Source organism: Rhodococcus sp. CH91 (genome assembly GCF_022554085.1).
Classification (GTDB): Bacteria; Actinomycetota; Actinomycetes; order Mycobacteriales; family Mycobacteriaceae; genus Rhodococcus.
Genome location: NZ_JAKFYR010000003.1, coordinates 82,524 through 107,669 on the forward strand (window position 1 = coordinate 82,524; position 25,146 = coordinate 107,669).

General features: G+C 68.7%; 25 protein-coding genes. 5 read left to right on the top strand and 20 right to left on the bottom strand.

What is annotated here, in order from left to right; all coding sequences use genetic code 11:
* Positions 1-45 precede the first annotated feature (45 nt).
* Both MOM01_RS07170 and MOM01_RS07175 read right to left on the bottom strand, forming a co-directional pair.
* Positions 46-1,191 (bottom strand): FUSC family protein, encoded by a 1,146-nt coding sequence (locus tag MOM01_RS07170; protein ID WP_241384724.1) that lies wholly within the window; start codon positions 1,189-1,191, stop codon positions 46-48.
* A gap of 10 nt (positions 1,192-1,201) precedes the next feature.
* Positions 1,202-1,618 (bottom strand): DUF3151 domain-containing protein, encoded by a 417-nt coding sequence (locus tag MOM01_RS07175; protein WP_241384725.1) that lies wholly within the window; start codon positions 1,616-1,618, stop codon positions 1,202-1,204.
* A gap of 80 nt (positions 1,619-1,698) precedes the next feature.
* Here MOM01_RS07175 and MOM01_RS07180 point away from each other — a divergent pair, with 80 nt between their 5' ends.
* Complete coding sequence (locus MOM01_RS07180) at positions 1,699-2,649, top strand: Rv0361 family membrane protein (RefSeq protein WP_241384726.1); 951 nt, start codon at positions 1,699-1,701, stop codon at positions 2,647-2,649.
* A 147-nt stretch (positions 2,650-2,796) separates the two neighbouring features.
* Here the strand turns inward: MOM01_RS07180 and fbaA are convergent, their stop codons facing one another.
* On the bottom strand, positions 2,797-3,834 hold the full coding sequence (fbaA, locus tag MOM01_RS07185; RefSeq protein WP_241384727.1) for a class II fructose-bisphosphate aldolase: 1,038 nt from the start codon (positions 3,832-3,834) through the stop codon (positions 2,797-2,799).
* A gap of 167 nt (positions 3,835-4,001) precedes the next feature.
* Between fbaA and MOM01_RS07190 the strand changes: the two genes are divergently transcribed.
* Complete coding sequence (locus MOM01_RS07190; protein ID WP_241384728.1) at positions 4,002-4,745, top strand: VTT domain-containing protein; 744 nt, start codon at positions 4,002-4,004, stop codon at positions 4,743-4,745.
* A 99-nt stretch (positions 4,746-4,844) separates the two neighbouring features.
* Here MOM01_RS07190 and MOM01_RS07195 read toward each other — a convergent pair whose 3' ends face one another.
* The 4 genes from MOM01_RS07195 to MOM01_RS07210 form a co-directional block, all read right to left on the bottom strand.
* Positions 4,845-5,987, bottom strand: coding sequence for a glycoside hydrolase family 76 protein (locus MOM01_RS07195; protein ID WP_241384729.1), 1,143 nt, complete (start codon positions 5,985-5,987; stop codon positions 4,845-4,847).
* Positions 5,988-6,062: 75 nt separating this feature from the next.
* Positions 6,063-6,749, bottom strand: coding sequence for a TrmH family RNA methyltransferase (locus tag MOM01_RS07200; RefSeq protein WP_241384730.1), 687 nt, complete (start codon positions 6,747-6,749; stop codon positions 6,063-6,065).
* Positions 6,749-7,348, bottom strand: a complete 600-nt coding sequence (locus tag MOM01_RS07205) for a hypothetical protein (protein ID WP_241385109.1) — start codon at positions 7,346-7,348, stop codon at positions 6,749-6,751. Before MOM01_RS07205 ends, MOM01_RS07200 begins: the two co-directional genes overlap by 1 nt.
* A gap of 60 nt (positions 7,349-7,408) precedes the next feature.
* On the bottom strand, positions 7,409-8,191 hold the full coding sequence (locus tag MOM01_RS07210) for an SDR family oxidoreductase (protein WP_241384731.1): 783 nt from the start codon (positions 8,189-8,191) through the stop codon (positions 7,409-7,411).
* Positions 8,192-8,258: 67 nt separating this feature from the next.
* On the opposite strand from MOM01_RS07210, the gene MOM01_RS07215 reads away from it, so the two are divergent.
* The gene (locus MOM01_RS07215) at positions 8,259-8,699 is read left to right on the top strand and encodes a hypothetical protein (RefSeq protein ID WP_241384732.1); all 441 of its coding nucleotides are present in this window, start codon (positions 8,259-8,261) and stop codon (positions 8,697-8,699) included.
* Between the two features lie 16 nt (positions 8,700-8,715).
* On the opposite strand, the gene MOM01_RS07220 is transcribed toward MOM01_RS07215, so the two are convergent.
* From MOM01_RS07220 to clpB, 9 genes are all read right to left on the bottom strand, one after another.
* A complete protein-coding gene (locus tag MOM01_RS07220) occupies positions 8,716-9,438 on the bottom strand; it encodes a lysoplasmalogenase family protein (RefSeq protein ID WP_241384733.1) in 723 nt (240 codons plus the stop codon).
* 22 nt (positions 9,439-9,460) lie between these two features.
* A complete protein-coding gene (gene galK / locus MOM01_RS07225; RefSeq protein ID WP_241384734.1) occupies positions 9,461-10,582 on the bottom strand; it encodes a galactokinase in 1,122 nt (373 codons plus the stop codon).
* On the bottom strand, positions 10,579-11,694 hold the full coding sequence (gene galT, locus MOM01_RS07230) for a galactose-1-phosphate uridylyltransferase (RefSeq protein ID WP_241384735.1): 1,116 nt from the start codon (positions 11,692-11,694) through the stop codon (positions 10,579-10,581). The genes galK and galT overlap by 4 nt, the downstream gene beginning before the upstream one ends.
* Before the next feature lie 4 nt (positions 11,695-11,698).
* A complete protein-coding gene (pyrE, locus tag MOM01_RS07235) occupies positions 11,699-12,238 on the bottom strand; it encodes an orotate phosphoribosyltransferase (protein ID WP_241384736.1) in 540 nt (179 codons plus the stop codon).
* Between the two features lie 77 nt (positions 12,239-12,315).
* On the bottom strand, positions 12,316-12,936 hold the full coding sequence (locus tag MOM01_RS07240; RefSeq protein ID WP_241384737.1) for a LemA family protein: 621 nt from the start codon (positions 12,934-12,936) through the stop codon (positions 12,316-12,318).
* A gap of 110 nt (positions 12,937-13,046) precedes the next feature.
* Positions 13,047-13,829 (bottom strand): SDR family NAD(P)-dependent oxidoreductase, encoded by a 783-nt coding sequence (locus tag MOM01_RS07245; protein ID WP_241384738.1) that lies wholly within the window; start codon positions 13,827-13,829, stop codon positions 13,047-13,049.
* Between the two features lie 40 nt (positions 13,830-13,869).
* Entirely contained in the window at positions 13,870-14,529 is a 660-nt protein-coding gene (locus MOM01_RS07250) for a hypothetical protein (RefSeq protein ID WP_241385110.1), read from the bottom strand.
* Positions 14,530-14,558: 29 nt separating this feature from the next.
* A complete protein-coding gene (locus MOM01_RS07255) occupies positions 14,559-15,494 on the bottom strand; it encodes a hypothetical protein (protein ID WP_241384739.1) in 936 nt (311 codons plus the stop codon).
* 68 nt (positions 15,495-15,562) lie between these two features.
* A complete protein-coding gene (gene clpB, locus MOM01_RS07260) occupies positions 15,563-18,118 on the bottom strand; it encodes an ATP-dependent chaperone ClpB (protein WP_241384740.1) in 2,556 nt (851 codons plus the stop codon).
* 272 nt (positions 18,119-18,390) lie between these two features.
* Between clpB and MOM01_RS07265 the strand changes: the two genes are divergently transcribed.
* Entirely contained in the window at positions 18,391-19,551 is a 1,161-nt protein-coding gene (locus MOM01_RS07265) for an FAD-binding oxidoreductase (RefSeq protein WP_241384741.1), read from the top strand.
* 25 nt (positions 19,552-19,576) lie between these two features.
* On the opposite strand, the gene MOM01_RS07270 is transcribed toward MOM01_RS07265, so the two are convergent.
* Together MOM01_RS07270 and MOM01_RS07275 are read right to left on the bottom strand one after the other, a co-directional pair.
* Positions 19,577-20,146, bottom strand: coding sequence for a hypothetical protein (locus MOM01_RS07270; RefSeq protein WP_241384742.1), 570 nt, complete (start codon positions 20,144-20,146; stop codon positions 19,577-19,579).
* Between the two features lie 63 nt (positions 20,147-20,209).
* A complete protein-coding gene (locus tag MOM01_RS07275; RefSeq protein WP_241384743.1) occupies positions 20,210-21,763 on the bottom strand; it encodes an AMP-binding protein in 1,554 nt (517 codons plus the stop codon).
* A gap of 221 nt (positions 21,764-21,984) precedes the next feature.
* Between MOM01_RS07275 and MOM01_RS07280 the strand changes: the two genes are divergently transcribed.
* Positions 21,985-22,776 (top strand): FAD-binding oxidoreductase, encoded by a 792-nt coding sequence (locus tag MOM01_RS07280; RefSeq protein ID WP_241384744.1) that lies wholly within the window; start codon positions 21,985-21,987, stop codon positions 22,774-22,776.
* Between the two features lie 26 nt (positions 22,777-22,802).
* On the opposite strand, the gene MOM01_RS07285 is transcribed toward MOM01_RS07280, so the two are convergent.
* Together MOM01_RS07285 and MOM01_RS07290 are read right to left on the bottom strand one after the other, a co-directional pair.
* Entirely contained in the window at positions 22,803-23,321 is a 519-nt protein-coding gene (locus MOM01_RS07285; protein WP_241384745.1) for a hypothetical protein, read from the bottom strand.
* Between the two features lie 29 nt (positions 23,322-23,350).
* Complete coding sequence (locus tag MOM01_RS07290) at positions 23,351-25,063, bottom strand: 3-ketosteroid-delta-1-dehydrogenase (protein ID WP_241384746.1); 1,713 nt, start codon at positions 25,061-25,063, stop codon at positions 23,351-23,353.
* Between the last annotated feature and the right edge of the window lie 83 nt (positions 25,064-25,146).

The following is a 25,146-nucleotide window of genomic DNA, read 5'->3' on the forward strand; positions in this document are numbered from 1 at the left end:
ATGCGCATATGTATCAACAGCCACGCAGACGTTGCGGATCGGGAGTCAGTTCTCCGGTTCGTATGCCGGATGCTCGACGGTGGGAGGAAGAGTCGCGATCGCGGAGATCCGCTTGAGTCCGGCGGTCTGCAGCAGATCGACGATCAGCGACCTCATCTGAGCGAACACGACGGTCGCCGAGACACCTGCATCCGCGACCAGTTCCGGATCCATCTTCTTCGCCACACTGCGCAACACCCGCGCGGCCTCGGCCTGATCGGGCTGCTCCCCCGGCTCGGCCAGCACCATCTCCCGGAGGACGTCCACCGCGTCGGCGACTTCGACGAAACGGTTCACCAGTCGCGGGTCGAGGATCTCGTCGTCGCGGACGAGGGTCAACGCACGTCGGGCGAGGACGCGGATGTTGCGCATGGCGTGATCGATGGGATCCGCGGCAGCCGTCAGCACCGCCAGACGCTTTCGGCTGTTCCAGTACAGCGGCGAGATCCGGCTGATCTCCCTGCCGCCCTTGAGATGGGATCGCATCGCGTCGATCGCAGGCTGTGTCGCGCGGGCCTGCCGCAGCGCCTCCTCGATCGGTTTCGGGTTGTTCTCGACGAGACCGGTCTCGACCTTGCGCAACACCTCGCTCGCGGTGGCGAGGATCTCGGCAGCGTTGCGGCGGGCGCGCCGCACCGGATGGGTGGGAACGAGCGCGACGACGGCGATCCCCATGAGCCCGCCCACGAGGGCGTCGACCATCCGGTCCACGCCTCCCGCGTCGCCCGGCGGCAGGAGGGTGGCGACGAGCACCGCAGAGTTTCCTGCCTGCATCGAGAAGATCGGACCGCTGTTGATCGCCACGGCGGTACCCATCGCCATCATCACCACCAGAGCGATCTGCCACGGCCCGCTGCCGATCAGGGAGACGATCAGGTCGCCCACCCCGATACCGACGGTGACACCGCAGACCAGCTCGACGGAACGCCGCATCCGCGCCCCGAGCGACAGGCCGAGCGACACGACGGCGGCGATCGGCGCGAAGAAGGGCTGGCTGTGGCCGACGAGATCCTTCGCCACCCACCACGCCAGTCCCGCCGCGAGTGCGCACTGCACGATGGGCAGCGCGGACGAACGCAGACGCCCGACCGAATCCTCCAGGCGCTGACGAACCTCCTGACGGGTGGGCCGGCGCCTGTTCGCCGCGAACATTCAGCGGCGTCTATTCGACGCCGAGAGCTTCCGCTGCCCGCGGATCGCAGTCCTCGAGCAGGTCGAGGCAGCGGGCGTGCTCGTCCGCCTCACCGATCAGTTTCGCGGCGCGGGCGAGCACAGCGACGCAGCGCAGGAAACCGCGGTTGGGTTCGTGGCTGTAGGGGACGGGACCGAAACCCTTCCATCCGTTGCGGCGCAACTGGTCGAGACCGCGGTGATATCCGGTGCGCGCGTAGGCATAGGCCTGGATGGTTTCGCCCCGGTCGAGCGCGGCCTCGGCGAGATGGGCCCATGCGATCGAGGCGGTGGGATGGTCGGCTGCGACCTTCGCCGGATCCTCGTTGTTCAGCAGGGCCGACTCCGCCTCGTCGTCGCCGGGAAGCAAGGTGGGCTGCGGGCCGAGAAGATCACCGAAAGACGTCATGAGGGCCATTCTGCCCTCCGCGCTCGGAGGCTGGATAGAGTCCCCGGGTAACCGCAGGCCGTCGAGCGAGGTGCAGCACGTTGTCGGACCCGAAGAACGAAGAGACACCCGAGAAGACTTCGACGACCCCCAGCGTCGACGCGGCAGACGACGTCGCGACGAACGAGGTCGTCGCACAGGATCCGAGTCCCGTCGATCCCGAGGGCGGGGCAGCGGGCCGGGAACCTGCAGCCTCTCCGGCCGGTGCGGACGAGAGCCTCGATGTCCCCCACATCGAGAGCGGTGACGGACACAGCACCGAGAGCGGTGACGAAGACCGTGACGAGAGCGGTGACGAACGCAGCGACGGCACGGCCGAGAACCGGGTCGAGGAGGAAGCCGAGACACGCAGCATCGACGGGAGTGCCGCCGAGACCGTCGCCCTCCCCGTCGTCGCGCCCGGCCCCGCCGAGGCACCCACGGTGCAGATCCCGGTGCGCAGTCACGTCCCCAAGGCACCGCCCCAGCGAATCCCCCCGCGCACCGAGAGGCCACCGGCCCAGCCCGAGCCCGCCCGCGTCACCATCCAGCCCACCCCCACACGCATCCCCCCGGCACGCGACACGAGACGCGGACGGCGGCTCGTCGCGGCCGGTGGAGCCGTCCTGGTCGTGGCCGTGGTCGCGGCCGTGGCGTTCGTGTTCCTGCAGCAGCGCGCGGACGACTCGCCCGAGAGCCGGATCCGGGCGAGCATCGACACCTTCGTCGGAGCGCTCGAGGCAGGGGACCTCGACGCCTTGCGGGCGTCCACATGCGGAGGCCTCGCCGACTTCTACGCCTCGGTCGATCCGGAGGACTTCCGCGAGATCCACCGGCTCGCGGTGGAACAGGGCGAGATCCCGGTGGTGACGAGCGTCGATCGCGTCCAGATCACCGAGAACAACGCCATCGCCCAGGTCACCGCGCACACGACGAACAGCCCGTCCGACGTCACCGACCGCACGTTCGATCTCGAACTCGTGGGCGAGGAATGGAAGGTGTGCAGCGAATAGGCGCGCTGCCCGGACGTGCGGCAGTCGTCGTTCGCGCCCGGCCCGGCACGACGCGCCCGGCCCGGCACGACGGGACTGCGCACCGATCGGAATCGCGAAAGGGCGCCGACGAGAACGTCGGCGCCCCTGTCGTGTGTCGGATCGGTCCTATCGAGCCGAGACCGAGCGTCCTGCCGACTTGAGGTCGTTGCAGGCTTCGATGACACGCTGGGTCATCGAGGCCTCGGCCTTCTTCAGGTAGCTGCGCGGGTCGTAGACCTTCTTGTTGCCGACCTCGCCGTCGATCTTGAGCACACCGTCGTAGTTGGTGAACATGTGCCCGGCGATCGGGCGGGTGAACGCGTACTGCGTGTCGGTGTCGACGTTCATCTTCACGACGCCGTAGCTCAGCGACTCGTCGATCTCCGACTTCAGCGAGCCCGAGCCACCGTGGAAGACGAGGTCGAACGGCTTCGAGCCCTCGGGGAGACCGAGCTTGCGCGACGCGACGGCCTGACCCTCGGCGAGCACGGACGGCTTGAGCTTGACGTTGCCCGGCTTGTACACGCCGTGGACGTTGCCGAACGTCGCGGCCAGCAGGTACTGACCCTTGTCGCCGGCACCGAGTGCGTCGACGGTCTTCTCGAAGTCCTCGACGGAGGTGTAGAGCTTGTCGTTGATGGCGTTCTCGACGCCGTCCTCTTCACCGCCGACGACACCGATCTCGATCTCGAGGATGATCTTCGCGGCCTTCGCGGCAGCGAGGAGTTCCTGTGCGATCTCGAGGTTCTCGTCGATGGGGACCGCCGAGCCGTCCCACATGTGCGACTGGAACAGCGGATTCTGTCCGTTGTTCACCCGCTCCTGGGAGATGGCGATGAGCGGACGGACGAAGCCGTCGAGCTTGTCCTTGGGGCAGTGGTCGGTGTGCAGAGCGATCGTCACGTCGTACTTCTCGGCAACGACGTGCGCGAACTCGGCAAGGGCGACAGCGCCCGTCACCATGTCCTTGACACCCAGGCCCGAGCCGAATTCGGCCCCACCGGTCGAGAACTGGATGATGCCGTCGCTGCCCGCATCCGCGAAGCCCTTGATGGCGGCGTTGATCGTTTCGGACGAGGTGCAGTTGATCGCCGGGAACGCGAAGGAGTGCTCCTTGGCGCGGGCCAGCATCTCGGCGTAGACCTCGGGAGTCGCGATAGGCACAGCGGCTGTCCTCCAGATGAGAGTCGATCGGCACACCACCGGGATGTGGCGGGTGCCCGGGTTGTCCTTGCAGTATGTCAAGTGACGGGTTCGTTCGATACTCGGGCCGTCCCGGGTGGCGGGTCGGAATTCGGGAAGACGTTGCCCCCGCCGGTACCCTGGACCGCGTGACTGTGCTCGAAGCCTCGGAGTCCGTGACCAATCTGGCCCTACTGCCGGGGTTTCTGGATCCTGTCAATCTGCTCAATTCGTTCGGCACCTGGATGCTCATCGGGCTTCTGGTGGTGGTGTTCGTCGAGTCCGGGCTGCTGTTCCCGCTGCTGCCCGGCGACTCCCTGCTGTTCACCGCCGGTCTGATCGCGGCGTCGAAGTCGACGGAGGTCGAGCCGTTCGCCCCGCTGTGGGTGCTGATGGTGACGATCCCGATCGCCGCGGTTCTCGGTGACCAGGTCGGCTACTTCATCGGCGCGAAGGGCGGCACCAGACTCTTCAAGGAAGATGCGAAGCTCTTCAAGCAGGCCTACATCGACGAGGCCCACAAGTTCTTCCTCCGTCACGGACCCGCGATGATCTTCCTCGCGCGTTTCGTGCCGATCGTGCGTACCTACGCCCCGCTCGTCGCGGGCGCCGCGAAGATGCCCTACCGGGTGTTCATCACCTACAACATCATCGGCGGCATCGTGTGGGGCGCGGGTGTGACCCTGCTCGGTTACCTGCTGGGCCAGATCGGCTTCATCGCCGACAACATCGACATCATCTTCCTGCTGATCGTGTTCGTCTCGGTCATCCCCATCTTCACCGAGGTCGGCAAGCGCGTGCTGGCCTCGCGTCGCGCGGCGAAGAACGCCGAACCGTCGGTCGTCGAGGCGGATGCCGCGACCACCCCGATCAAGCGCATCGAGACTCCGTAGACCTTCGCACCAGCCATTCGCACACCCGGAAAGGTGGATGCGCGGCCCGCAGAGCGGCCGTCATCCACCTTCTTCCGTCTTCGGGGCCGGGGGGAGACGTCACGACCGGGACGCGGCGACGGCGTAGGCCGCTTCCATGAGCATCCACCCGCCGAGCTGGACCGACATGTCCCGCTCGGGCACGGACGACTCGCGGACGCTGCCGCCGGTCGACCGCGCGATCGATCGCCCCAGGCCCGGCAGACGCGCCTGCCGGGACCAGTCGCGGCCGAAGACGGGCAGTTCCTCGACCTGCAGGCGGTTCTCCCAGGCCGCCTCCGCCGACGCCAGCACGATGCGGGCGGCGGCGTTGCGGGCACGCACGTCCTCGCTGTCGACGACGGGCAGCGTGGTGGCGACCATCGCGAGATAACGAGCCAGGATGCCGTTGAACAGCCCGCCGTCGCCTCCTCCCCCGCCGGTGACGACACTGCGCTCGGTGAGATGGTCGTCCACCGCGGCGACGAGCGCATGGACTCTCCGGCGGTGCCGCGGATCGTCGAGTTGCACCGCGAGTTCCGTCTCGAGGCCGAGCGTCACGCCCTGGCAGTAGCTGTAGATCGCCCGCTCATGCACACCGTCGCGGATTCCGTCGAAGACGAGGCCGGTCTCGGGATCGAGCAGGCTGTCGTGGATCCAGTCGGCCATCTCCTGGGCGCGGTAGACCTTTCCAGTGCGGGCGAGCAGCAGCGCTGCCGGGCCGTTCGCGGGGGCGTTGAAGAAGTTGTCGTGCCGGCGCCACGGGATACCGCCTCCGTGGTCGGGCTGCCACGCGTCGACGAGTTCGTCGACGAGGGTGGCGATCGCGCTGCGGTGATCGACGTACAGATGGCGTTCGGCGCGTTCGAGCGACAGGCCGAGCCACGCCATGTCGTCGAAGTAGTTGTTCGTCCACCCGGTGATGTTGCGGATGCGGTGGGTGCGTGCGAGCCGGACGACGCGACGACGACGGCGCGTGGTGGCGTCGCGCTCGGCGGCATCGACGGCCGTGTCGATCAGATGCGCCTGCCACCAGTAGTGCCAGGTGAAGAACAGCCGTTCACGACGAACGGCCGGCCACCCGACCACCCCGAGCGCTGTGCCCGGAAGCGACCAGAGACGACGTACGTGACGCGAGACCACCGCTTCCTCAGCGGCATCGGCGCGATTCGACCACTGGGAGGCCGCGGCCCGAGCCGACCTCTCTCCCGACCCCGAGTTCATCACCCTCCACCTGCCCGACATGCGTCCCGCCCCGACGACGGTCCGCGACTTTCATCCCGGAATACGGGCCGGGTGTTACCAGGCGCCCGACAAGTCGGCGTGCTGGCGGATCCACGCGTGCATCGCGATGCCCGCCGCGACCCCCGCATTGATGGACCGTGTCGAGCCGAACTGAGCGATCGACACGGTCATCGACGCAACCTCCCGGGCCTGTTCGGTCACGCCCGGGCCTTCCTGGCCGAACAGCAGCAGGCAGCGTTCGGGCAGCGTCGCCGTCTCCAGCCGCACCGAACCGGGGGTGTTGTCCACCGCGACGACGGTGAGATCCTGTTCGGCCGCCCACGCGACGAGCGCGTCGACATCGGGGTGGTGGAGAAGATGCTGGTAGCGGTCGGTGACCATCGCGCCACGCCGATTCCACCGCCGTCGGCCGACGATGTGGACGGTGCCCACGGCGAACGCGTTGGCGGTCCGGACGACGGTGCCGATGTTCGCGTCGTGGGCGAAGTTCTCGATGGCGACGTGCAGGGGGTGTCGCCGCCGGTCGATGTCCTGCACGATCGCGTCGCGGGTCCAGTAGCGGTAGGCGTCGACGACGTTGCGCCGGTCGCCGTGGGCGAGCAGTTCCGGGTCGTACCGCGGGTCGTCGGGGGGCTCGGTACCGAACTCCTCCGTCCAGGGTCCGACACCGTGCGGATGCTCACCCCACTCGGTGGGTCCGGCTGTCTCCTCGGGTCGGGTCGCGAGCTCGTCGGTCACCATCAGAACGTTTCGTTCGAATCCGGCGCGACGCGGAAGCCGTGGCCGGTGGTGTCGTTGCTGCAGGTCACGTCGACCTCGGTGGTGGAGCACGTGTAGCCGAGCTGCGACAGCTCCGATCCGGGCGGAAGCACCGGGCTCACGCCGTCGGGCGAGAGGTAGACCGGCCCTCCGGAACACACGAAGCCACCTTCACCGGTGTCCTGCACGCGGATGCCCTGTCCCCAGTTGACCATGCAGTCGTCGGGCCGCGGGGGGATCGGATCGGTGGGACCCTCACAACCGGCCTCGGTGCGGGTGGGCAGGCGGACGATGCCGCACTGGAAGGCACCGTCGGGACTGCTGAAATAGTACGACTCGTTGCGTTCGTATTCGACGTCCACGAGCGGAGCCGGTTCCGCGGATGCGATCGCCGAAGTGGACGAAGGTGCGGGGGTCGACGGCGGGGTGGTCGTCTCCTCGACCGGACTCGGGGCGAGGCTCGTCGAGGAGATCGTGCTGCTGGTCGTCGTCGTTCCGGACGCCGTCTCCGCGTCGTCCGCGGAGCCTCCACAACCTGCGACGACCAGCGCCGCACCCGCGACGATTGCGATGGGCCACATCCGAGTTCTCACGCAACACCCTTCCCGACGACGTGCGGATGTCACTCTATCGACCCGACGTCAGCGACCTGTCAGGCGGCGGTTGACCAGGCGGTTCGCCCATCCGGGCGAGATCTGGGCGAGCGCGGACAGCACGGTGGCCTGCCGGCCGACCGGGCGGTGTACCCGCCCGGAACGCCGGCCGGGACGGGTCGCGTCGAGTACGGCGCGGGCGACGTCGTCGGCGCCGAGATTCACACCGAGCGACCGGCGCGCACCGATGTCCATGCCGTCGACCATGTGGGTGTCGACGAACAGCGGCCACATCGCCGTCACCGTGATGTCGTGCTGCGCCCATTCGAGTTCCAGCGCCTCGGTCAGGCCCCGCACGGCGAACTTGGTGGCGCTGTAGGTGGCGAGATCGGGCTGTCCGTAGAGCGCCGAAGCCGAGCACATGTTCACGATCTGCGCGCCGGGGGTGTCGCGGAGATACGGGAATGCCGCATGGCATCCGAGGACGACTCCGGTGACGTTGACATCGACGATCTGCCGGTGCCGGCTCGCCGGGATCTCCTCGAACGGGCCGGACGACAAGAGGCCGGCATTGTTGACGAGGATGTCGAGCCCGCCGTCTCCGCAGAACCCGGCGAGCGCACGGGTCCAGGCGTCGGCATCGGTCACGTCCAGGACCCCGGTGACGAGCTGTCCCGCCGTGATCGGCGCGCTTTCGCCGGCGAGGCTGATGAGACCTGCCTCGTCGATGTCGAATGCGCCGACGCGATAACCACGCCGGGCGAAGAGCAGGGCGGTGGAGCGGCCGATTCCGGCGGCGGCACCGGTGACGACCACACGGGGAGCGGACATGGCGCCAGCCTAACCACGGTGGTACCCCGCAGGGAACGCGCGGCGATAGGCTGGGACCCGAGCAGCCATGAATCGTCGTATCGTCAGCACCGTCGCGTTCGTCACCGTGGGATATCTCGTCGTTCTCGCGGTGTGGTTGAACCTGTTCCTGCCGATCTCGGAGCCGGGCACCGAGGGCTTCCAGGTGGTCTTCCTCGTCTGTCTGTACGGCACCGTGCTCGGTCTGTCCCTGGCGTTCGCGGGTCGCCGTTCGAAGACCATGCGCAGGATCGAACGCGAGGGCTACGAAGGGTGGGCCACCATCCGCTCCGCGACCCCTCTGGACCGGACGTCGACCGGTCAGTTGACCCGGCTCGATCTCGAACTCACGGTGCCGGGTTCGGAGTCCTACAGCGGCACGGTCGTCTACGAGGTCAATCGCCGCGACCTGCACCGCTACGTTCCCGGGGAGACCGTGAGCGTGTGGGTCGATCCCCTCGACCGGGATCGGATCGTGCTCTATCCGTGAGTGCGGCGGCCGGGCGTCAGCGCGTGCGACGGGCCAGCGCGATCAGCCCTTCGACGAGCAGCAGCTGCGCGGCGACATAGGTGACCAGGACGAGCCCTTCCGCAGCCGCGCGGGCCTTCTCGTCCTTCAGCAGAGTGCGGCGTACCACGATGGACCCGTCGGAGAGCGTGAAGATCAGGCCGCCGAGACCGAGCAGACTGCGCCGATCCGAATTCGGCACCGGCAGACCCGCACGGACGGGCGATCCCGGTGCGAGAGCAGGATCGCCGGCGAGGGTCGCAGTGGTGGCGAGCAGCGCACCGTATCCGGTCAGCGGCGCCGCCACGGACTGGTTGCGGGCGGCGAGCAGACCGGCCGCGCCGGCGAGCGCTCCGGCGCGCTGCACCGCGACAGGCGTGGAGAGACGTGCCCCGTGCCGGGCGAGTATCGCCGAGTAGGCCGTCTGCATGACGCCGAAACATCCCGCACCGGCAAGGATCCGGCGATCCTCGTCCGAACGGATCATGGCGATGTCGCCGAGGGTGGCGGCGGTGAGACCGGCGAGCAGCAGCGCGGTGTCGGTGCGGTCGCTCTCGCGGGATCTGCGCAGCACCCGTACGGCGAGTGCCGGTGCGATGAGCGGTTTGGCGATCTTCTGCAGTGTCTCGTTCCCCGAGACTCCACCGACGACGGTGGCGGCCGATGCCGCGGCGAAGACCGCGTGCTCGACACCCCAGGCCTTGCGACTGAACCAACCCATGCGCGCACAGTACCGGGGACGGTCAGCAGCGGCGCGCACCACCGGAGGCGCTGGCACGCAGGAAGGCAGGCGCCGGAAGGTCGCGGCGCGCCGCGGCATCGGCGACCGCCTGCCGCACGTCGTCGACACGCGCGTCCTCGCACAAAGCGATCACCGACCCACCGAAGCCTCCCCCGACCATCCGGGCACCGAGAGCCCCGGCGGCGACGGCCGCGTCGACGGCGGTGTCGAGTTCGAGGCAGCTGACCTCGAAGTCGTCCCGCAAGGAGCGATGCGAGGCATCGAGCAGCGGTCCGAGATCGCGGATCCGGCCTGCCCGCAGCGACTCGGCGGCCTGACGGACACGGGAGATCTCACCGATCACGTGCCGGGCGCGGCGGTGCAGGAGCGGGTCGGCGATCGGTTCCGCCGACCGGGCCTCGCGCAGCGATCCGACGTCGAGGAGCCTGGTGGCGTCCTCCACCTCGCGGCGGCGCTGTCCGTACTGGCCGTCGGCGAGCCGGTGCCCTGTTCCGGTGTCGACGACGAGCACCGTCAATCCCTGTTTTCCGGCGTCGAACGGGATGTGATCGCTGGTGCCGTCGGCGAAGTCGAGCAGGAGGGCGTGCCCGGCCCGTCCGTGCAGGGCGATCCGCTGGTCCAGCCCACCGGTGGGTGCCCCTGCGTAGTCGTTCTCCGCGCGCACGCACGCCTCGGCGAGCCGTTCGCGGCCCTCGTCGTCGAGGGGAAGACCGCACAGGTCGGCGAGGGCGACTGCGACCGCTGTCTCGAGCGCGGCGGACGACGAGAGACCCGCCCCGACCGGCACCTCGGAGGCGATCGCGATGTCGGCACCGGCGAATCCCGGGGGTTCGAGTGCCCAGGCGACTCCGGCGACATAGGCGGCCCAGCCGTCGATCTGCCGGTCGCGCAGATCGATGTCGACGGGATCGAAGCCGGAGCTGCGGATGCGGAGCCGGCCGTCGGCGCGACGGCGCATCGCGACGGTGGTGACCTGCGGGAGGGCTATCGGCAGGCACAGGCCGCCGGCGTAGTCGACGTGTTCGCCGATGAGGTTGACCCGGCCGGGTGCACACCAGCATCCCTCGGGTTCGGATCCGAACTCCGCTTCGAACACCGCTCGGGCGGCTTCCCCGGCCTTCACGTCGCGATCTCACGCAGTCGTGAGGCGATCCGCTCGGGTGTGGTGTCGCTGATCCACGCCCCCATCGCGGATTCGGATCCGGCCAGATACTTCAGTTTGTCCGGGGCCCGCCGCAACGAGAAGATCTGGCAGAACAGGCGCATCTCCCCCAGCTCCGCCCCGGTCGGGGCCTGATGCCACGCCGCGATGTAGGGAGCGCGGCCCACTCCGGGGAAGAACCGGTCCACCCGTCCGAGCAGGTCGCGGTAGGCGACGGCCAGTTCGTCGCGTTCGCCGTCGTCGAGGGCAGCGAGATCCGGCACCTCGCGGTGCGGGACGAGATGCACCTCGACCGGCCAGCGTGCCGCGGCGGGAACGTAGGCCGACCACGCCTCACCCGACCACACGATGCGCTCTCCGACCCGTCGTTCGGCGTCGAGGATGTCGTGCTGCAGCGACCTGCCGGTGCGGGAACGGTGTTCGCGAGAACGGTCCAGCAGGGTCTGCGAACGCGGCGGAACGAACGGGTACGCGTAGATCTGCCCGTGTGGATGTTGCAGTGTCACACCGATCTCCACTCCCCGGTTCTCGAAGCAGAAGACCTGGCGCACCTCCGGCCGGCGCGACAGGGCGGCCGTGCGGGCGGCGAGCGCATCGATGACGGTGCGCGCCCGCGGCAGGGCGAGATCGGCGAACCGCGCGTCGTGCTCGGGGGTGAATGCGACGACCTCGCAACGACCGGTCGCCGGGCGGCGCGGCCACAGCGGCTCACCGTCGACGAGATCTCCCTCGCCGGACGGCGTCCCGAGCGCGGGGAACCGGTTCTCGAACACGACGACGTCGTAGCCGGGGGCGGGGATCTCCGTGGCCGCACCCGCACGGCTCGGGCACAGCGGGCAGTCCGCCACGGCGGGCAGGAAGGTGCGGTCCATGCGGTGCGCCGCGAAGGTCACCCACTCTCCGGTGAGCGGGTCGCGGCGCAGCTCGGAGGCTGCGGCAACGGACGGCAGGTCGCGCCCGTCGTGCAGCTCGCGGGTCGCGGCACCCGAGACGAACGGCTCGGTATCGTCGAAGTAGATCAGCTCCCGTCCGTCCGCGAGATGCGTGACGGTCTGCCGGACCCGCGCGGCCACGCGACTACTCGTCGGCCAGACCCAGGTCGGCCAGCCCGAGCAGGGAACGGTACTCGACTCCCTCGGCGGCGATGACCTGGTCGGCGCCTGTCGCGCGGTCGACGACGGTCGCGACACCCACGACGGTCGCGCCGGCTTCGCGCAGCGCCTTGACGGCGGTGAGCGGGGAGTTGCCGGTGGTGGTGGTGTCCTCGACGACGAGCACACGCTTGCCGGTGACATCCGGTCCTTCGATCTGCCGCTGCATGCCGTGGGCCTTGGCAGCCTTGCGGACGACGAAGGCGTCGATGGGACGACCCGGGGCGTGCATGACGGCGAGGGCGACCGGATCGGCACCCATGGTCAGCCCGCCGACGGCGTCGAAGTCCCAGTCGGACACGAGTTCACGCAGCAGCGAGCCGATGAGCGGGCCTGCCTTGTGATGCAGGGTGGCCCGGCGCAGATCGACGTAGTAGTCGGCTTCCTTGCCGGACGAGAGGGTCACACGGCCGTGCACCACCGCCAGCTCGCGTACCAGTGCTGCCAGTTCGTCGCGGTCACTCATTGTGTCCTCACCCGTCGGTCGTCGTCGCGGCCCTGTTCCGGTCGCGCTCGTTGTCGGGGAAAGAGCCTAGTCGCCGCTTATGCGGCGGCGGTGCCGGAGGGTGCCGGGGCCTGGGACCGAACGGGCGTTCCGGTGACGGGCGCGCCCTCGGATCCGGTTGCGGGTGCGGCCATCGGCGCGGGCGCCTCGAACAGTGCGACCGGACCGATCGCGGCGAGTTTCGCGAACAGCGAGGTCGGGAACCGGCCGATCGCCGTGTTGAGTGTGCGCCCGAGGTCGTTGTAGACCCGCACCGCACCGGCGAGCCGCTGTTCGCGGAGCTGAAGTTCACGGGCGACCCGGATGAACGGCCAGTGCGAGACCCCGTCGAGTCCTCCGATGAGCTCGTGCAGCGTCGCGGAGAGCGCGTTCTCGGCACCGGCGCGTTCGGCGAGGCCGAGGCGCTGATCGCGCACACCGATCGCGAGCGACCGGGCCCCCACGACCGGCCGGATGCGCTCGCGCTCGACGCCGGCACCCGCCGATGCCGCGATGAGCGCGGGCACGAGGTCGTACCGGTCGTCGAGTTCGTGGACGAGCAGGCGCAGACTCTCACGGTGTCGTTGCTGGAGCGTCCGGAGGCGACGCACACCTGCTCGCATCCACAGCACCACCGCTATCACGACAGCAACACAGATCACCACAGCCACAGACGTCACGGGCAGAATGTACCGAGCCGAACTTTCGGGCCGAAGACTGCACCCGGCGTGTCCGCGTCGGTGTGTCCGTACCGTGACCTGGGATCACCGCCGGCTCCCTCCGGGGCAGGTCAGGTGCGGCCGCGACCGTTGCCGAAAGTGTTGGTCAGTTTCCGCACGAGATTCTGTGGCACGAGCCGGCCCGCTGTGGCGAGCACCTTGTACTGCGCCCCGGGGATGCTGCGCACCTTGCCCTTGTCGAGATCGGCGAGGGAGGTGCGCACCACCTCGTCGACGTCGAGCCACAACAGGTCCGGAGTGGACGACATGTCGATCCCGGCGCGCTGGTGGAACTCGGTGCGGACGAAACCGGGGCACAGGGCCTGCACGCGTACACCCGTACCGGTGAGTCCACCGGCCAGTCCCTCGGTGAACGACACCACGTAGGCCTTGCTGCCGGAATAGGTCGAACCGCGGCCGGGCAGCAGGCCGGCCACGCTCGCGACGTTGACGATGTCGCCCCTGCCCGCCTCGATCATCGAGGGCAGCGCGGCACGGGTGAAGGCCACCACGGAGGTGACGTTGACGTCGAGCTGGGCCTGCAGCAGCGCGGGGTCGGCGGTCCAGAACTCGCCGTGCGTGCCGAAACCGGCATTGTTGACGAGCATGTCGACCCCGCGGCCGAGGCGCTCGACCACTCGGTCGCGACCCTCGACGGTCGCGAGATCGGCGACGACGATCTCGGACGACGAGCCGTAGCGCTGCTGCAGTTCGTCGGCGAGCCGATCGAGAGCGGGACGTGTGCGGGCGACGAGCACCAGGTCGTATCCGCGACTCGCGAGGGTGCGGGCGAAGCCGGCACCGATTCCCGAAGTGGGTCCGGTCACGAGCGCGACGGGTCGGGCGGAAGTCATGGCCGTCACCCTACTGACGCGCGGTGGTCGCGACCACCTTTCAGCGTTGCGCCGACGGGCGTCCCGGATCCTGCATACCGCGATCGAGCTCGTCGGGTTCGACGACGGGCGGCAGCACGTGCAGGATACCGGAGAGCCGGGCGACGGTTTCGATCGCCGAATCCCATTCGCGTCCGGTGCTGCCGATCGGGATCGACCCGAGGGTCCACTCCCCTTCGCTCCACAACATCTGCACGTGGTCGGGGATGGACTCGGTGAACGCGACCATCCGCTGATCGCATACACGGCGCGCGATCTCGAGGTCGGTGGCGAACACGATGCGCGGCCCGATCGAACCGAGCAGGTTCATGTCGGGATCCTTCGGCGGCGGCGTCGACTTGAGTCGCAGGTCGATGTCGACGTCCGAACCGACCTTGCGACGGACCGCGACGATCGTGGCGGTCTCCTCGATGTCGAAGAGGACGAACTCCTCGCCGCGACGGACCCCTCGCACGACGTCGATCGCGCCCAGATATTCCTGCTTGGCCAGCGCGGCACGGTGCCAGGTGGACGGCAGGTGGTCCTCGGCGGAGGTGTACTTGTAACCCTGCGCCTTGGCCCAGATCTCCCGGATACGACCCGACTGTTCCCGCCGTGTCCGGTCGACGTAGAGCAGGGCGCCCGCGCCGAGGAGCGCGACCGCCGCCAGAGCGAACCACATGACAGTCATCGTCGAGTCAGCCTAGCGGTTCATCCGCCCGGTCCGTCGAAGGACGGGATGGACGCGCTGACGACGGTCTCTGCCGTCATCCTCCCGTCTTCGACGGAGCTGCCCGTCGCCACGGCGGTCGAACCGACCTCGAGGCTGTCCGCGGTGTTCCCGGACAGCGTGATGATCTCCGTCTCGGGGGTCAGTGCGACGGTGACGGCGGAACCTCCGATCACCGAGAGCGTGATGCTCCCGCCGTCGTTCGCCGTGATCGTGCCGACGACCGCACCCACATCGCCCATGACCTCGCCGAGTCCTCCCGGAAGCCCGTCGAGAGGCAGTCCGGGTTCGGTGGACTCGTCGTCCGGCGCCGGAAGAGTGGCCGGGGGTTGCGGAGCGAGGGTCGCCGGATTCCGGTCCGAGGCGACCCGCGAGGCGGAGTCGTCGGGACGGCTGAGCAGGAAGCCGATGGTGCCGCCGAGGGCGACGAGAACGACGGCGGCGAGCGCGATCAGCCCCCAGCGCGGTCCGCGCGGTGACGTGCCGGGCTCCTGCCCGGGGACCGGCCCCGCCGGCGGATATCCCTGACCGGGAGGCGTGGGCGCGTCGGGTGGTCCCTGCATCGGCTGGTAGCCGGGGAACACCTGTGTCGGCTGATGACCCTGGGAGAACTGGTAGCCCTGTGGGACCGGATGAGCCTGCGTGGGCTGATGATCCTGTGGGACCGGATGAGCCTGCGTGGGCTGATGATCCTGCGGAATCGGATAGGCCTGCGTGGCTCGGTATTCCTCACCCGGGCGACCCCACTGGTCGTACTGCGTGTACGCCACGGTCGGGTTGCTCACCGGGCGTCCGTACGCCTGGGTCGGGTCGTCGGTGTGCAGCACCCGGGTGGCGTCGGCGTCCTGCTCGCTCGACGACTCGTCGAGCGCGTAGGCCCGTTCCTGCGGGGTGCGCGGATCCTGAGGATTCGTCATAGCGCCCTCCAGAGTAGGCCGTGCGCGTTTCCGGCAGTCGGAGCTGCCGGAAACGCGCACGGGTGCCGTCAGGCGCTGATCACGAGGTGGTCGCCGTCCTCGCTCACGCCCACGTGGACGGTGTCGCCGTCCTTGATCTCACCTGCGAGCAGTTTCCGGGCGAGCTGGTCGCCCACGGACTGCTGGATCAGGCGACGCAGCGGGCGTGCACCGTACTGCGGGTCGTAGCCGCGCACCGCGAGCCAGAACCGCGCGGTACCGGAGACGTCCAGCGTCAGCCGCCGTGCCGACATGCGCTCGGCGAACTGGTCGAGCTGGATGTCGACGATCTTCTCGAGCTGCTCTTCCGAGAGCGGGTCGAAGATGACGACATCGTCGAGCCGGTTGATGAACTCCGGCTTGAAGGCCGCGCGCACCGCCGCCATCACGTGCTCCTTGTCGCCACCGGCACCGAGGTTGGACGTGAGGATCAGGATGGTGTTGCGGAAATCGACCGTTCGTCCCTGGCCGTCGGTGAGCCGGCCGTCGTCGAGTACCTGCAGCAGGGTGTCGAAGACGTCCGGATGAGCCTTCTCGACCTCGTCGAAGAGCACCACCGTGTACGGGCGGCGGCGCACGGCCTCGGTGAGCTGACCGCCGGCCTCGTAACCGACGTAACCCGGAGGTGCACCGACGAGCCGGGCCACCGAGTGCTTCTCGCTGTACTCGGACATGTCGATGCGGACCATGGCGCGTTCGTCGTCGAACAGGAAGTCCGCCAGTGCCTTGGCAAGCTCCGTCTTGCCGACACCGGTCGGGCCGAGGAACAGGAACGATCCGGTGGGGCGGTTCGGATCGGCCACTCCGGCACGGGCGCGACGCACCGCGTCGGACACGGCCTGCACCGCAACGTCCTGGCCGACGACCCGCCGACGCAGTTCGTCCTCCATGCGCAGCAGTTTGGCGGTCTCACCCTCGAGCATGCGACCGGCGGGGATACCCGTCCAGGCCGCGACGACATCGGCGACGTCGTCCGGGCCGACCTCCTCCTTGAGCATCACGTCGCCACCGGAGGGGGCACCCGAGGCAGCGGCCGCGGCCTCGAGCTTCTTCTCCAGTTCGGGGATGCGGCCGTAGCGCAGTTCGGCGGCCTTGCCCAGGTCGCCGTCACGTTCGGCGCGCTCCTCCTCCCCGCGCAGGGATTCGAGCTGTTCCTTGATCTCCCGCACGGAGTCGATCGCGGTCTTCTCGTTCTGCCAGCGCGTGGTGAGCTGGCTGAGCTTCTCGCGTTCGTCGGCGAGTTCGGCGCGCAGCTTCTCGAGACGCTCCTTCGAGGCCTCGTCGCTCTCCTTCTGCAGTGCCATTTCCTCGATCTCGAGGCGACGCACGATGCGTTCGACGGTGTCGATCTCCTCGGGACGCGAGTCGATCTCCATGCGCAGCCGGGAGGCGGCCTCGTCGACGAGGTCGATTGCCTTGTCCGGCAGGAAACGCGAGGTGATGTACCGGTCGGACAGGGTCGCGGCTGCCACCAAGGCGGAGTCGGTGATGCGCACGCCGTGGTGGACCTCGTAGCGTTCCTTGAGTCCGCGCAGGATGCCCACGGTGTCCTCGACGCTCGGTTCGCCGACGAAGACCTGCTGGAAGCGGCGTTCGAGCGCGGCGTCCTTCTCGATGTACTTGCGGTACTCGTCGAGGGTCGTCGCACCGACCAGGCGCAGCTCACCGCGGGCGAGCATCGGCTTGATCATGTTGCCGGCGTCCATCGCCGACTCGCCGGTCGCGCCGGCGCCGACGATGGTGTGGAGTTCGTCGATGAAGGTGATGATCTGCCCGGCGGAGTCCTTGATCTCGTCGAGCACCGCCTTGAGCCGTTCTTCGAACTCACCGCGGTACTTGGCGCCCGCGACCATGGACCCCAGGTCGAGCGAGATGACGGTCTTGCCGCGCAGCGACTCGGGCACGTCTCCGGCGACGACCCGCTGGGCGAGGCCCTCGACGATCGCCGTCTTGCCGACGCCGGGTTCACCGATGAGGACGGGGTTGTTCTTGGTACGCCGCGAGAGCACCTGCACGACACGACGGATCTCGTTGTCGCGGCCGATCACCGGGTCGAGCTTGCCTTCGCGCGCCCGAGCGGTCAGATCGGTGGAGTACTTCTCGAGGGCCTGATAGGTGGCCTCGGGATCGGCGTTGGTCACGCGGCGGTTGCCCCGGACGGTCGTGAACGCCTCCCGCAGGGCGGCCGGCGTCGCGCCGTGCCCCGCGAGGAGCTTCGCCACGTCGGAGTCGCCACTGGCGAGGCCGACGAGTACGTGCTCGGTCGAGACGAACTCGTCGGTCAGGTCGGTGGCGAGTTTCTGCGCCGCGGTCATCGCCGCGATGGCCTCACGACCGAGCTGCGGTGTGGTGGTCGCACCGCTGGTCTGCGGGAGCCGGCGGACGAGCTCCTCGGCCTCCCGCCGGACGGCGGCGGGTGCGACACCGACCGCTTCGAGCAGCGGACCGGCGATGCCGTCCTCCTGGTCGAGCAACGCCACCAGCAGGTGGGCCGGACGGATCTCCGGATTGCCCGCAGCGGACGCCGTCTGAAGTGCAGCGGTGAGTGCGGCCTGGGTCTTGGTCGTCGGATTGAACGAGTCCACTGCGCGCCCCTTTCGTTCTCGCGTGCACCCCGACGCGCAGTCGAGTGCACCCATGTCGATTCTGCAGTCGATCCTGTCCGGTGGACAGGACTCTGCGATGTCGATCTCTCCAACGCCTCACTAGTTGAGTTTGTTCCACTCAACTTTCATGAGTTACGTGACTCGCATCACACCAACGGATGTTGCTGCGGCGGAGGCACCGGGAGTGGCTCGCCGTCACGCGAGCGACTACAGTGACGGCGTTCGCGCAGGACGGCTACAGGGAGGATGGCGTGGAGGCTTTCGCCATCGCCCGGGTTCAGCTCAGCTTCGCCTCGATCATCGCCACCCCCACCGGCGCCGAACGTTTCGCCGGCGCGTTCTACACCTCCCTGTGGTCCGAGTCCACCGGCATCCGCGCACTGTTCCCCGCCGGAATGGAGAGCATGCGGCGCCGGTTCGCAACCGCCGTCGGCTGGGTCGTGGGCCGTCTCCACGAACCGCACACGGTCGAGAAGTTCCTGTCACAGCTCGCCCGCGATCATCGCAAGTACGGTGTCGAACCCGCGCACTACCGCGTCGCCGGACACGCACTGCTCCTCGCCGTCCGGGAATGCACCCCGCTGATCCTGTGGACGGCGGCGCTCGAACGGACCTGGGCCGAGGTGATCGATCGGCTCGTCGAGACGATGGCGACGGCCGCCGCCACCGACGACCTGCCCGCCTCGTGGGGAGCGACCGTCGTGGGCCACGAGCGAGTCCTCCCCGATCTGGCGATCATCCGGCTCGAGACCGACGGCCCGATCCCCTACCACGCGGGCCAGTACATGAGCGTCCAGATCCCGCAGCGTCCCCACATGTGGCGCTATCTCTCCGCGGCGATCCCGCCGAACCCGCACGGGCAGATCGAATTCCACGTGCGACGCGTCTCCACCGGATGGGTGAGCCCCGCCCTCGTCGGCGAGACCGCGGTGGGTGACCGGTGGACGATCGGCCCGCCGCTCGGTGGCCTGCACATCGACCGCGAGAGCGGGCAGGACGTCCTGATGATCGCCTCCGGCACCGGTCTCGCGCCGATGCGCGCCCAGATCATGGAAATGGCCATGCGCGGCGACAATCCGCGCGTGCACCTGTTCTACGGCGGGAAGTATCCGTGCGATCTGTACGATCTCGAGACCCTGTGGCAGATCGCCATGACCAATCCGTGGCTGACGATCGTGCCGGTGCTCGAGGAGTCGGAAAACCCTTGGTGGCATCCGGTTCCCGTGAAGGAACCACCTCCCGGACTGAACCGGCCGATGTTCGGCAAACTCGGCAAGGTGGCCGGGCAGTTCGGCGCGTGGGCCGACCGTCAGATCCAGATCGCGGGATCGCCGTCGATGATCCGGACGACGCTGTACGCGCTCTCGGCCGTCGGCACCCCGCGCCAGAACATCAGCTTCGACCCGCTGTGACCCGTGCCGGGCACCAACCGGGAGACTATGTCGTCCGCTGCGCCGCGACCGTCCGCGCGAACTCCGGATGCGCCTGCGAGACGACCAGTTCCGAACCGTCCTCGGTGACGCTCAGACCCAGTGAGGCCCGTCGCGGTTCGAGGACACGCAGCGCGACGTAGATCGGCAGGAAGGACAGACCGAAGACGGTGAGCAGCGCAAGGCCGTAGATCTTCGGAGCACCCTGCACAAGGGCGAACACCAGCGCCAGGAAGATGACCCCGAGGACCGTGCACGTCGCGGCGGCCGCGATCTGCCAGCGCGTGCGGACCGCGACACATCTCGCGCACACGGGCCAGTCGAGTGCGGCCACCTGGACGGTGTAGGCGGCCTCGAGAGCCGATCCGAGCTTGTTCGCCCCGCCCCGGGGCTCCGACGAATCGGACGCGACCGTCACCCGGACACGATTGATCTCCGGTTCACCGTGCCGGGGGCAGACGGGAGGGATGGGCTCCACGGGTCGCATCGCGCCGTCGCCGAGAGTGTTCGACGCCCCGGAACCCCGATACTCGACAGCCAACCGCACCTCGACCCGCTGGGGTCCCCCGTTCACCATGCGAGGGAGTATGTCAGGAGGCCATCGGCAGTGGAAGTCGGGAGTTCACCCATCCCCGGCCCGCTACCGATAGGACGCGCGCAAGGTCTTCTTGTCGAGCTTGCCGAGCGGGGTCAGAGGCAGCGCGTCGAGGAAGTCCACCGACTTCGGTGCGTGCACCGAGCCCTTCGCGGCGCGCACCTTCTCGATGAGTTCCTCGGCGGGGACCGACTGCCCGTCGCGGAGTACGACGCACGCCTTGACCGCCTCACCCCACTTCGCGTCGGGCACACCGACGACCGCGACGGAGGCGACCGCGGGGTGCGAGGAGATGACGTCCTCGATCTCCCGGGGGAAGACGTTGAACCCGCCGGTGACGATCATGTCCTTCTTCCGGTCGACGATCGTCATGAAACCGTTCTTGTCCGCCCGCGCCACGTCGCCGGTGTGCAGCCAGCCGCCGCGCAGTGCCTCCGCGGTTTCCTCGGGCTTGTTCAGATAGCCCTTCATCACCAGCGGGCCACGCACGCAGATCTCGCCCAGCTCGCCCTGCGGCACCTCGTTCAGGTCGTCGTCGAGCAGGCGCACGTCGAGCCACGGCACGGGACGCCCGCACGACGCGAGGCGGCCCGGATCGTCGGGCAGATGCTCTTCCTTGCGCAGCACGGAGATCGTCATGCCGCATTCGGACTGCCCGTAGAACTGGAAGAAGACCGGACCGAGACGTTCGATTCCTTCGCGCAGCCGGGACGGCGACATGGCCGATGCTCCGTAGAACAGCGTTTCGAGGCTCGACAGGTCGCGGCTGTCGAAGTCGGGATGATCGAGCAGCATGTAGATCATCGTCGGCACGAGCATGGTGGCGTTGATCCGGTGCTTCTCGATCGCCTCGAGCACCAGCGCGGGATCGAAGTGCGGCAGCACGTACAGGCATCCGCCGCGCAGGAGGGTGGGGACGAAGAAGGCCGCGCCGGCATGCGAGAGCGGTGTGCACATCAGGAAACGCGGCTGGTCGGGCCACTGCCACTCGGCCATCTGGATCTGGTTGAGCGCCGCTCCGGAGCGGAAGGACCCCATCACACCCTTCGGCTTCCCGGTGGTGCCGCCGGTGTAGACGATGGACGAGGTGTCCTCGATGTCGACGGGCGCCGACACGAGCCGTTGCTCTGTGAAGCGGTCCGACAGGGCGAGGATGTCGGTGCCGACCGAGGACGGACCGAGGGAGAACAGGTTCTTCAGGGTCGGCACCTGCTCGCGCAGCTCCGCGGCGCGCTCCTCGAAGTGGCGGGGGTCGAAGACGAGGGTCTCGATCTCGGCGTCGGTCGCGATGTAGAGGTGGTCGGACAGCGAGCCCATGGGGTTCAGTGACGAGTTGCGGCATCCGGCGACCATCGTGGCACCCATGGAGATGAGCACCTCGGGCCGGTTCTTCGACAACATCGCCACGGCCGAGCCCTGCCCTACGCCGACGGAGGCGAGCGCCTGCTGGAACCGGCTGATGGCAGCGCGCATCTCGGCTCCGGTGAGGACGACGTCGCCGAGGTGGAGGGCGGGTCGGTCGGCACTGCGGTCGAGCGCGGTGATGAGGAGGTCTGGCGTGAATGCGGGACGGTAGAGGTCGGCGTACTCCTCGGGCATGGTCGTCCTTCCGGTGTGCTGTGACGGTCCGATGTGTGACAGCGCCCGGCGGCGTCCCCGCCTGTGGTGCCCATCACCCACCCTGGGCCACGATAACCGGTCCGGAGCAAAAACTGAAACACGTTCCACTATGCCCATCCGGCGCTTTCTCGCCTAGAGTCTTGGCACAACCGGCGACGACGCCGTTCGGGCACACCACAGCACACCACCGGGGGTCACGCATGCAGTCGGCCACGCCGTCACCGACCGAGACCGAGACGGCCGTCTCCGCGACCGTCGTCGAACATCACCGCTTGCGGCACGATCTCGCCGTCGTCCGGCTCGAATGCGACGACGCGATCGTCGACTTCCGCCCCGGCCAGTACGTCGACGTCGCAGTGCCGCAGCGGCCCACGCTGCCCCGCCGGTTGTCCCCGGCGCTGCCGCCGTCGATGGACGGCAAACTCGAGTTCCACGTGCGCACGGTCCCGGGTGGCTGGGTGAGTGGGGCGATCGTCGCCGAGACACAACCGGGCGACGTGTGGCAGATCGGTGCGGCCCGCGGCGGCGACCTGCACATCGACGACACCGGGCGCATCGCGATCATGGTCGCCGGCGGAACAGGACTCGCACCGCTGCGTTCACTGGTGCTCGATGTGGCGCGGCGACCGGCACCGCCGCGCACCTTCCTCTTCACCGGAGCTCGCAATCCCCGCGACCTCTACGCCGCCGACATGCTCACCCTGCTGGCGGAGGCATTGCCCTGGCTGACGGTGGTGCCGGTCGTCGAGACCCTCGAGATCCCCGACCTCCCCGATCCCTGGTTCGACCGCATCGCGTCGCAGATCGGCGACTTCGGGCCCGACCCCGACGAACTGCTCGAGGGCAGCATCGACGAGGTCGTCACGTCCTACGGCGCGTTCGGCGACCACCAGGTGCTCGTGTGCGGGCCTGCGGCGATGGTGCGCACCACCGCCCAGCGGCTCGTCGAGACCGGCACGCCGGCGGAGAACATCCGGTACGACCCGTACTGAATACGCCCGCCGGACCGGCGGGTGCTCTACGAATCGGCCGCGACGGTCACCCAGGCACGAGCGACCACGGATCCGGACGAATCCGTGCCGACGAGCGCGACGTCCTCGACGCGTTCGTGATCGGTGCGGTACTGCTGCAGCACCGTTGCGGACCAACTCGGCGATGCGACACCCGCCGGGTGTCCGCGGAACCGCATCCGGATCCGCCGCACATCGGCGAGGTCGAACCGCTCGGCGACCGAATGCAGGAGCTCACCGGCGAGCGGATCGACCTCACCGCGCCCACCGCCCGGATGCACGGATCCGGACACGAAGACCTCGGCGACGACTCGCCCGACCTCGTCGACGTATCCGAGCGTCCGGTCGACCCGGCCGGACTCCTCGTCGCGATGCTCCCGGGCCCGGCATCCCAGCGTGTCGCCGGCAGGTGGGGCGAAGAAGACGATGTCCACTTCGTCCACCCGAGCATCGTCGAGACGAGGCCCGGTTCCCCAGAGGGACAGCACGGTAGGGAGGGGACGGACGTCCCCGTTCGTGATCGTCACATGCCCTCCCTACCTCTCGAACCGTTCGCTCAGGCGACCGGCGCGTCCGGCGATGCCGCGTCGCGCGCCGCGATGTACCCGAACACCAGTCCCTGCCCGATCGTGGCGCCGGCACCGGGATAGCTGTGGCCGAACGCATTGGCGGCAGTGTTGCCGATCGCGTAGAGACCGGCGATCGGCGTGCCGTCCTCGCGCAGGACCCGAGCCCGCTCATCGGCGCGCACGCCACCGCAGGTGCCCAGATCGCTCAGGGTCATCTTCACGGCGTAGAGCGGTCCGTGCGTCAGGGGCCGCATGTTGGGGTTGGGCTGGACGGTGGGATCACCGTAGTAGCGGTCGTAGGCGCTGCTCCCACGGCCGAACTCGGAATCCGTTCCGGCAGCGGCATCGTCGTTGAACTTGCCGAAGGTCGCGGCGAAGTTCTCCACCGGCACGCCCATCGAGGCCGCAAGTTCTTCCGCGGTGGAGGCGCGGTGAGCGACACCCGCCTTGTACCAGGCCTCCGGCAGCGGCTGACGGGGGAACACCCCGGCCGCGAACACGTAGCTGTTGCGGTACTTCTGGTCGAAGACGATCCACATCGACTCGATCGGATCACCGGCGCGTTCACGTTCGAGCACCAACTGCCCGAAGGACATGTAGTCCGACGACTCGTTCGTGAAGCGTCGGCCGCTCTGATCGACGATGAACGAACCGGGCAGCGACCGCTCCGCGAGCATGACCAGCGGCGGCTTGCCCGGCCGGGTCGGTGCGACTGCCGGGAACCACCACGCCTGATCCATGAGGTCCAGGTCGGCACCGATCTCCTGTGCCGCCTTGATCGCATCACCGGTGTTCGTCTCGGCGCCGAGGCTCTCGTTGTCGAGCAGACGCTCGGACTGGAATTTGCGCCGCATCGCCATATCGTGGTCGAAACCGCCTGCGGCGAGCACCACTCCGCGGCGCGCGGTCACCGTCACCTCGCGTCCGTTCTGCTCGAGGACGGCACCGGTGACCCGGTCACCCTCGGTGATCAGACGCACCAGCGACGTCTCGGTCCACACGGGAATGCCCGCTCGCAGTACACCCGCGAACAGTCCCGCCGCGATCGCCTGCCCGCCGGCGACGTATTCACGCTTGACCGCGAGCCCCGCGACACCCTGCGCGAGCCTCTTGAAGATCCGCGGAAAACCCTTGTGCGGCACGCGGAGCATGAGGTTCATCCACTTGTAGTCGGCTCCGGTGGTGGGCATCGGCAGGCCCGCCTCCATGAGCCCCGGGCGCAGACGCGAACGCTCCTCCCCCAGCACCGACATGTCGAACGGCAGGCACTCGCAGCTGCGTCCGACCGCCGACCCACCGGGCAGTTCCGGGTGGTAGTCGGAATAGCCCTTCGCCCAGAACAGCTTCATGGGTGTGGTGCGACGGAGCATCTCGACCGTCTCGACTCCGTGGTCGACGAAGGCCTCACCCCGTTCGACCGGCGCCGTTCCGTCCACGACCGACCGGACGTAGGTGTGGCCGCGTTCGACGCTGTCTCCCGAACCCGACTCCACCAGAACGGGATTGGCCGGCACCCAGAAGGCACCACCCGAACGCGCGGTGGAGCCGCCGACGTATTCCGACTTCTCCACGATGAGGGTGGACAGTCCCGCTTCGTGCGCGGTGAGTGCGGCGGCCATGCCGGTACCGGACCCGATCACGAGCAGGTCCACAGTGGTGTCGCGGGCGGGGGTCACGGCCGGCAGGGGTGTCGTCGCCATCGGCAGTCTCCTTCATGTGGTTGTCTGCGGGACGGTAGGTCAGTTTCCGGGCCGTGCGGCCCGTGATCCCGATCACCGGGAGA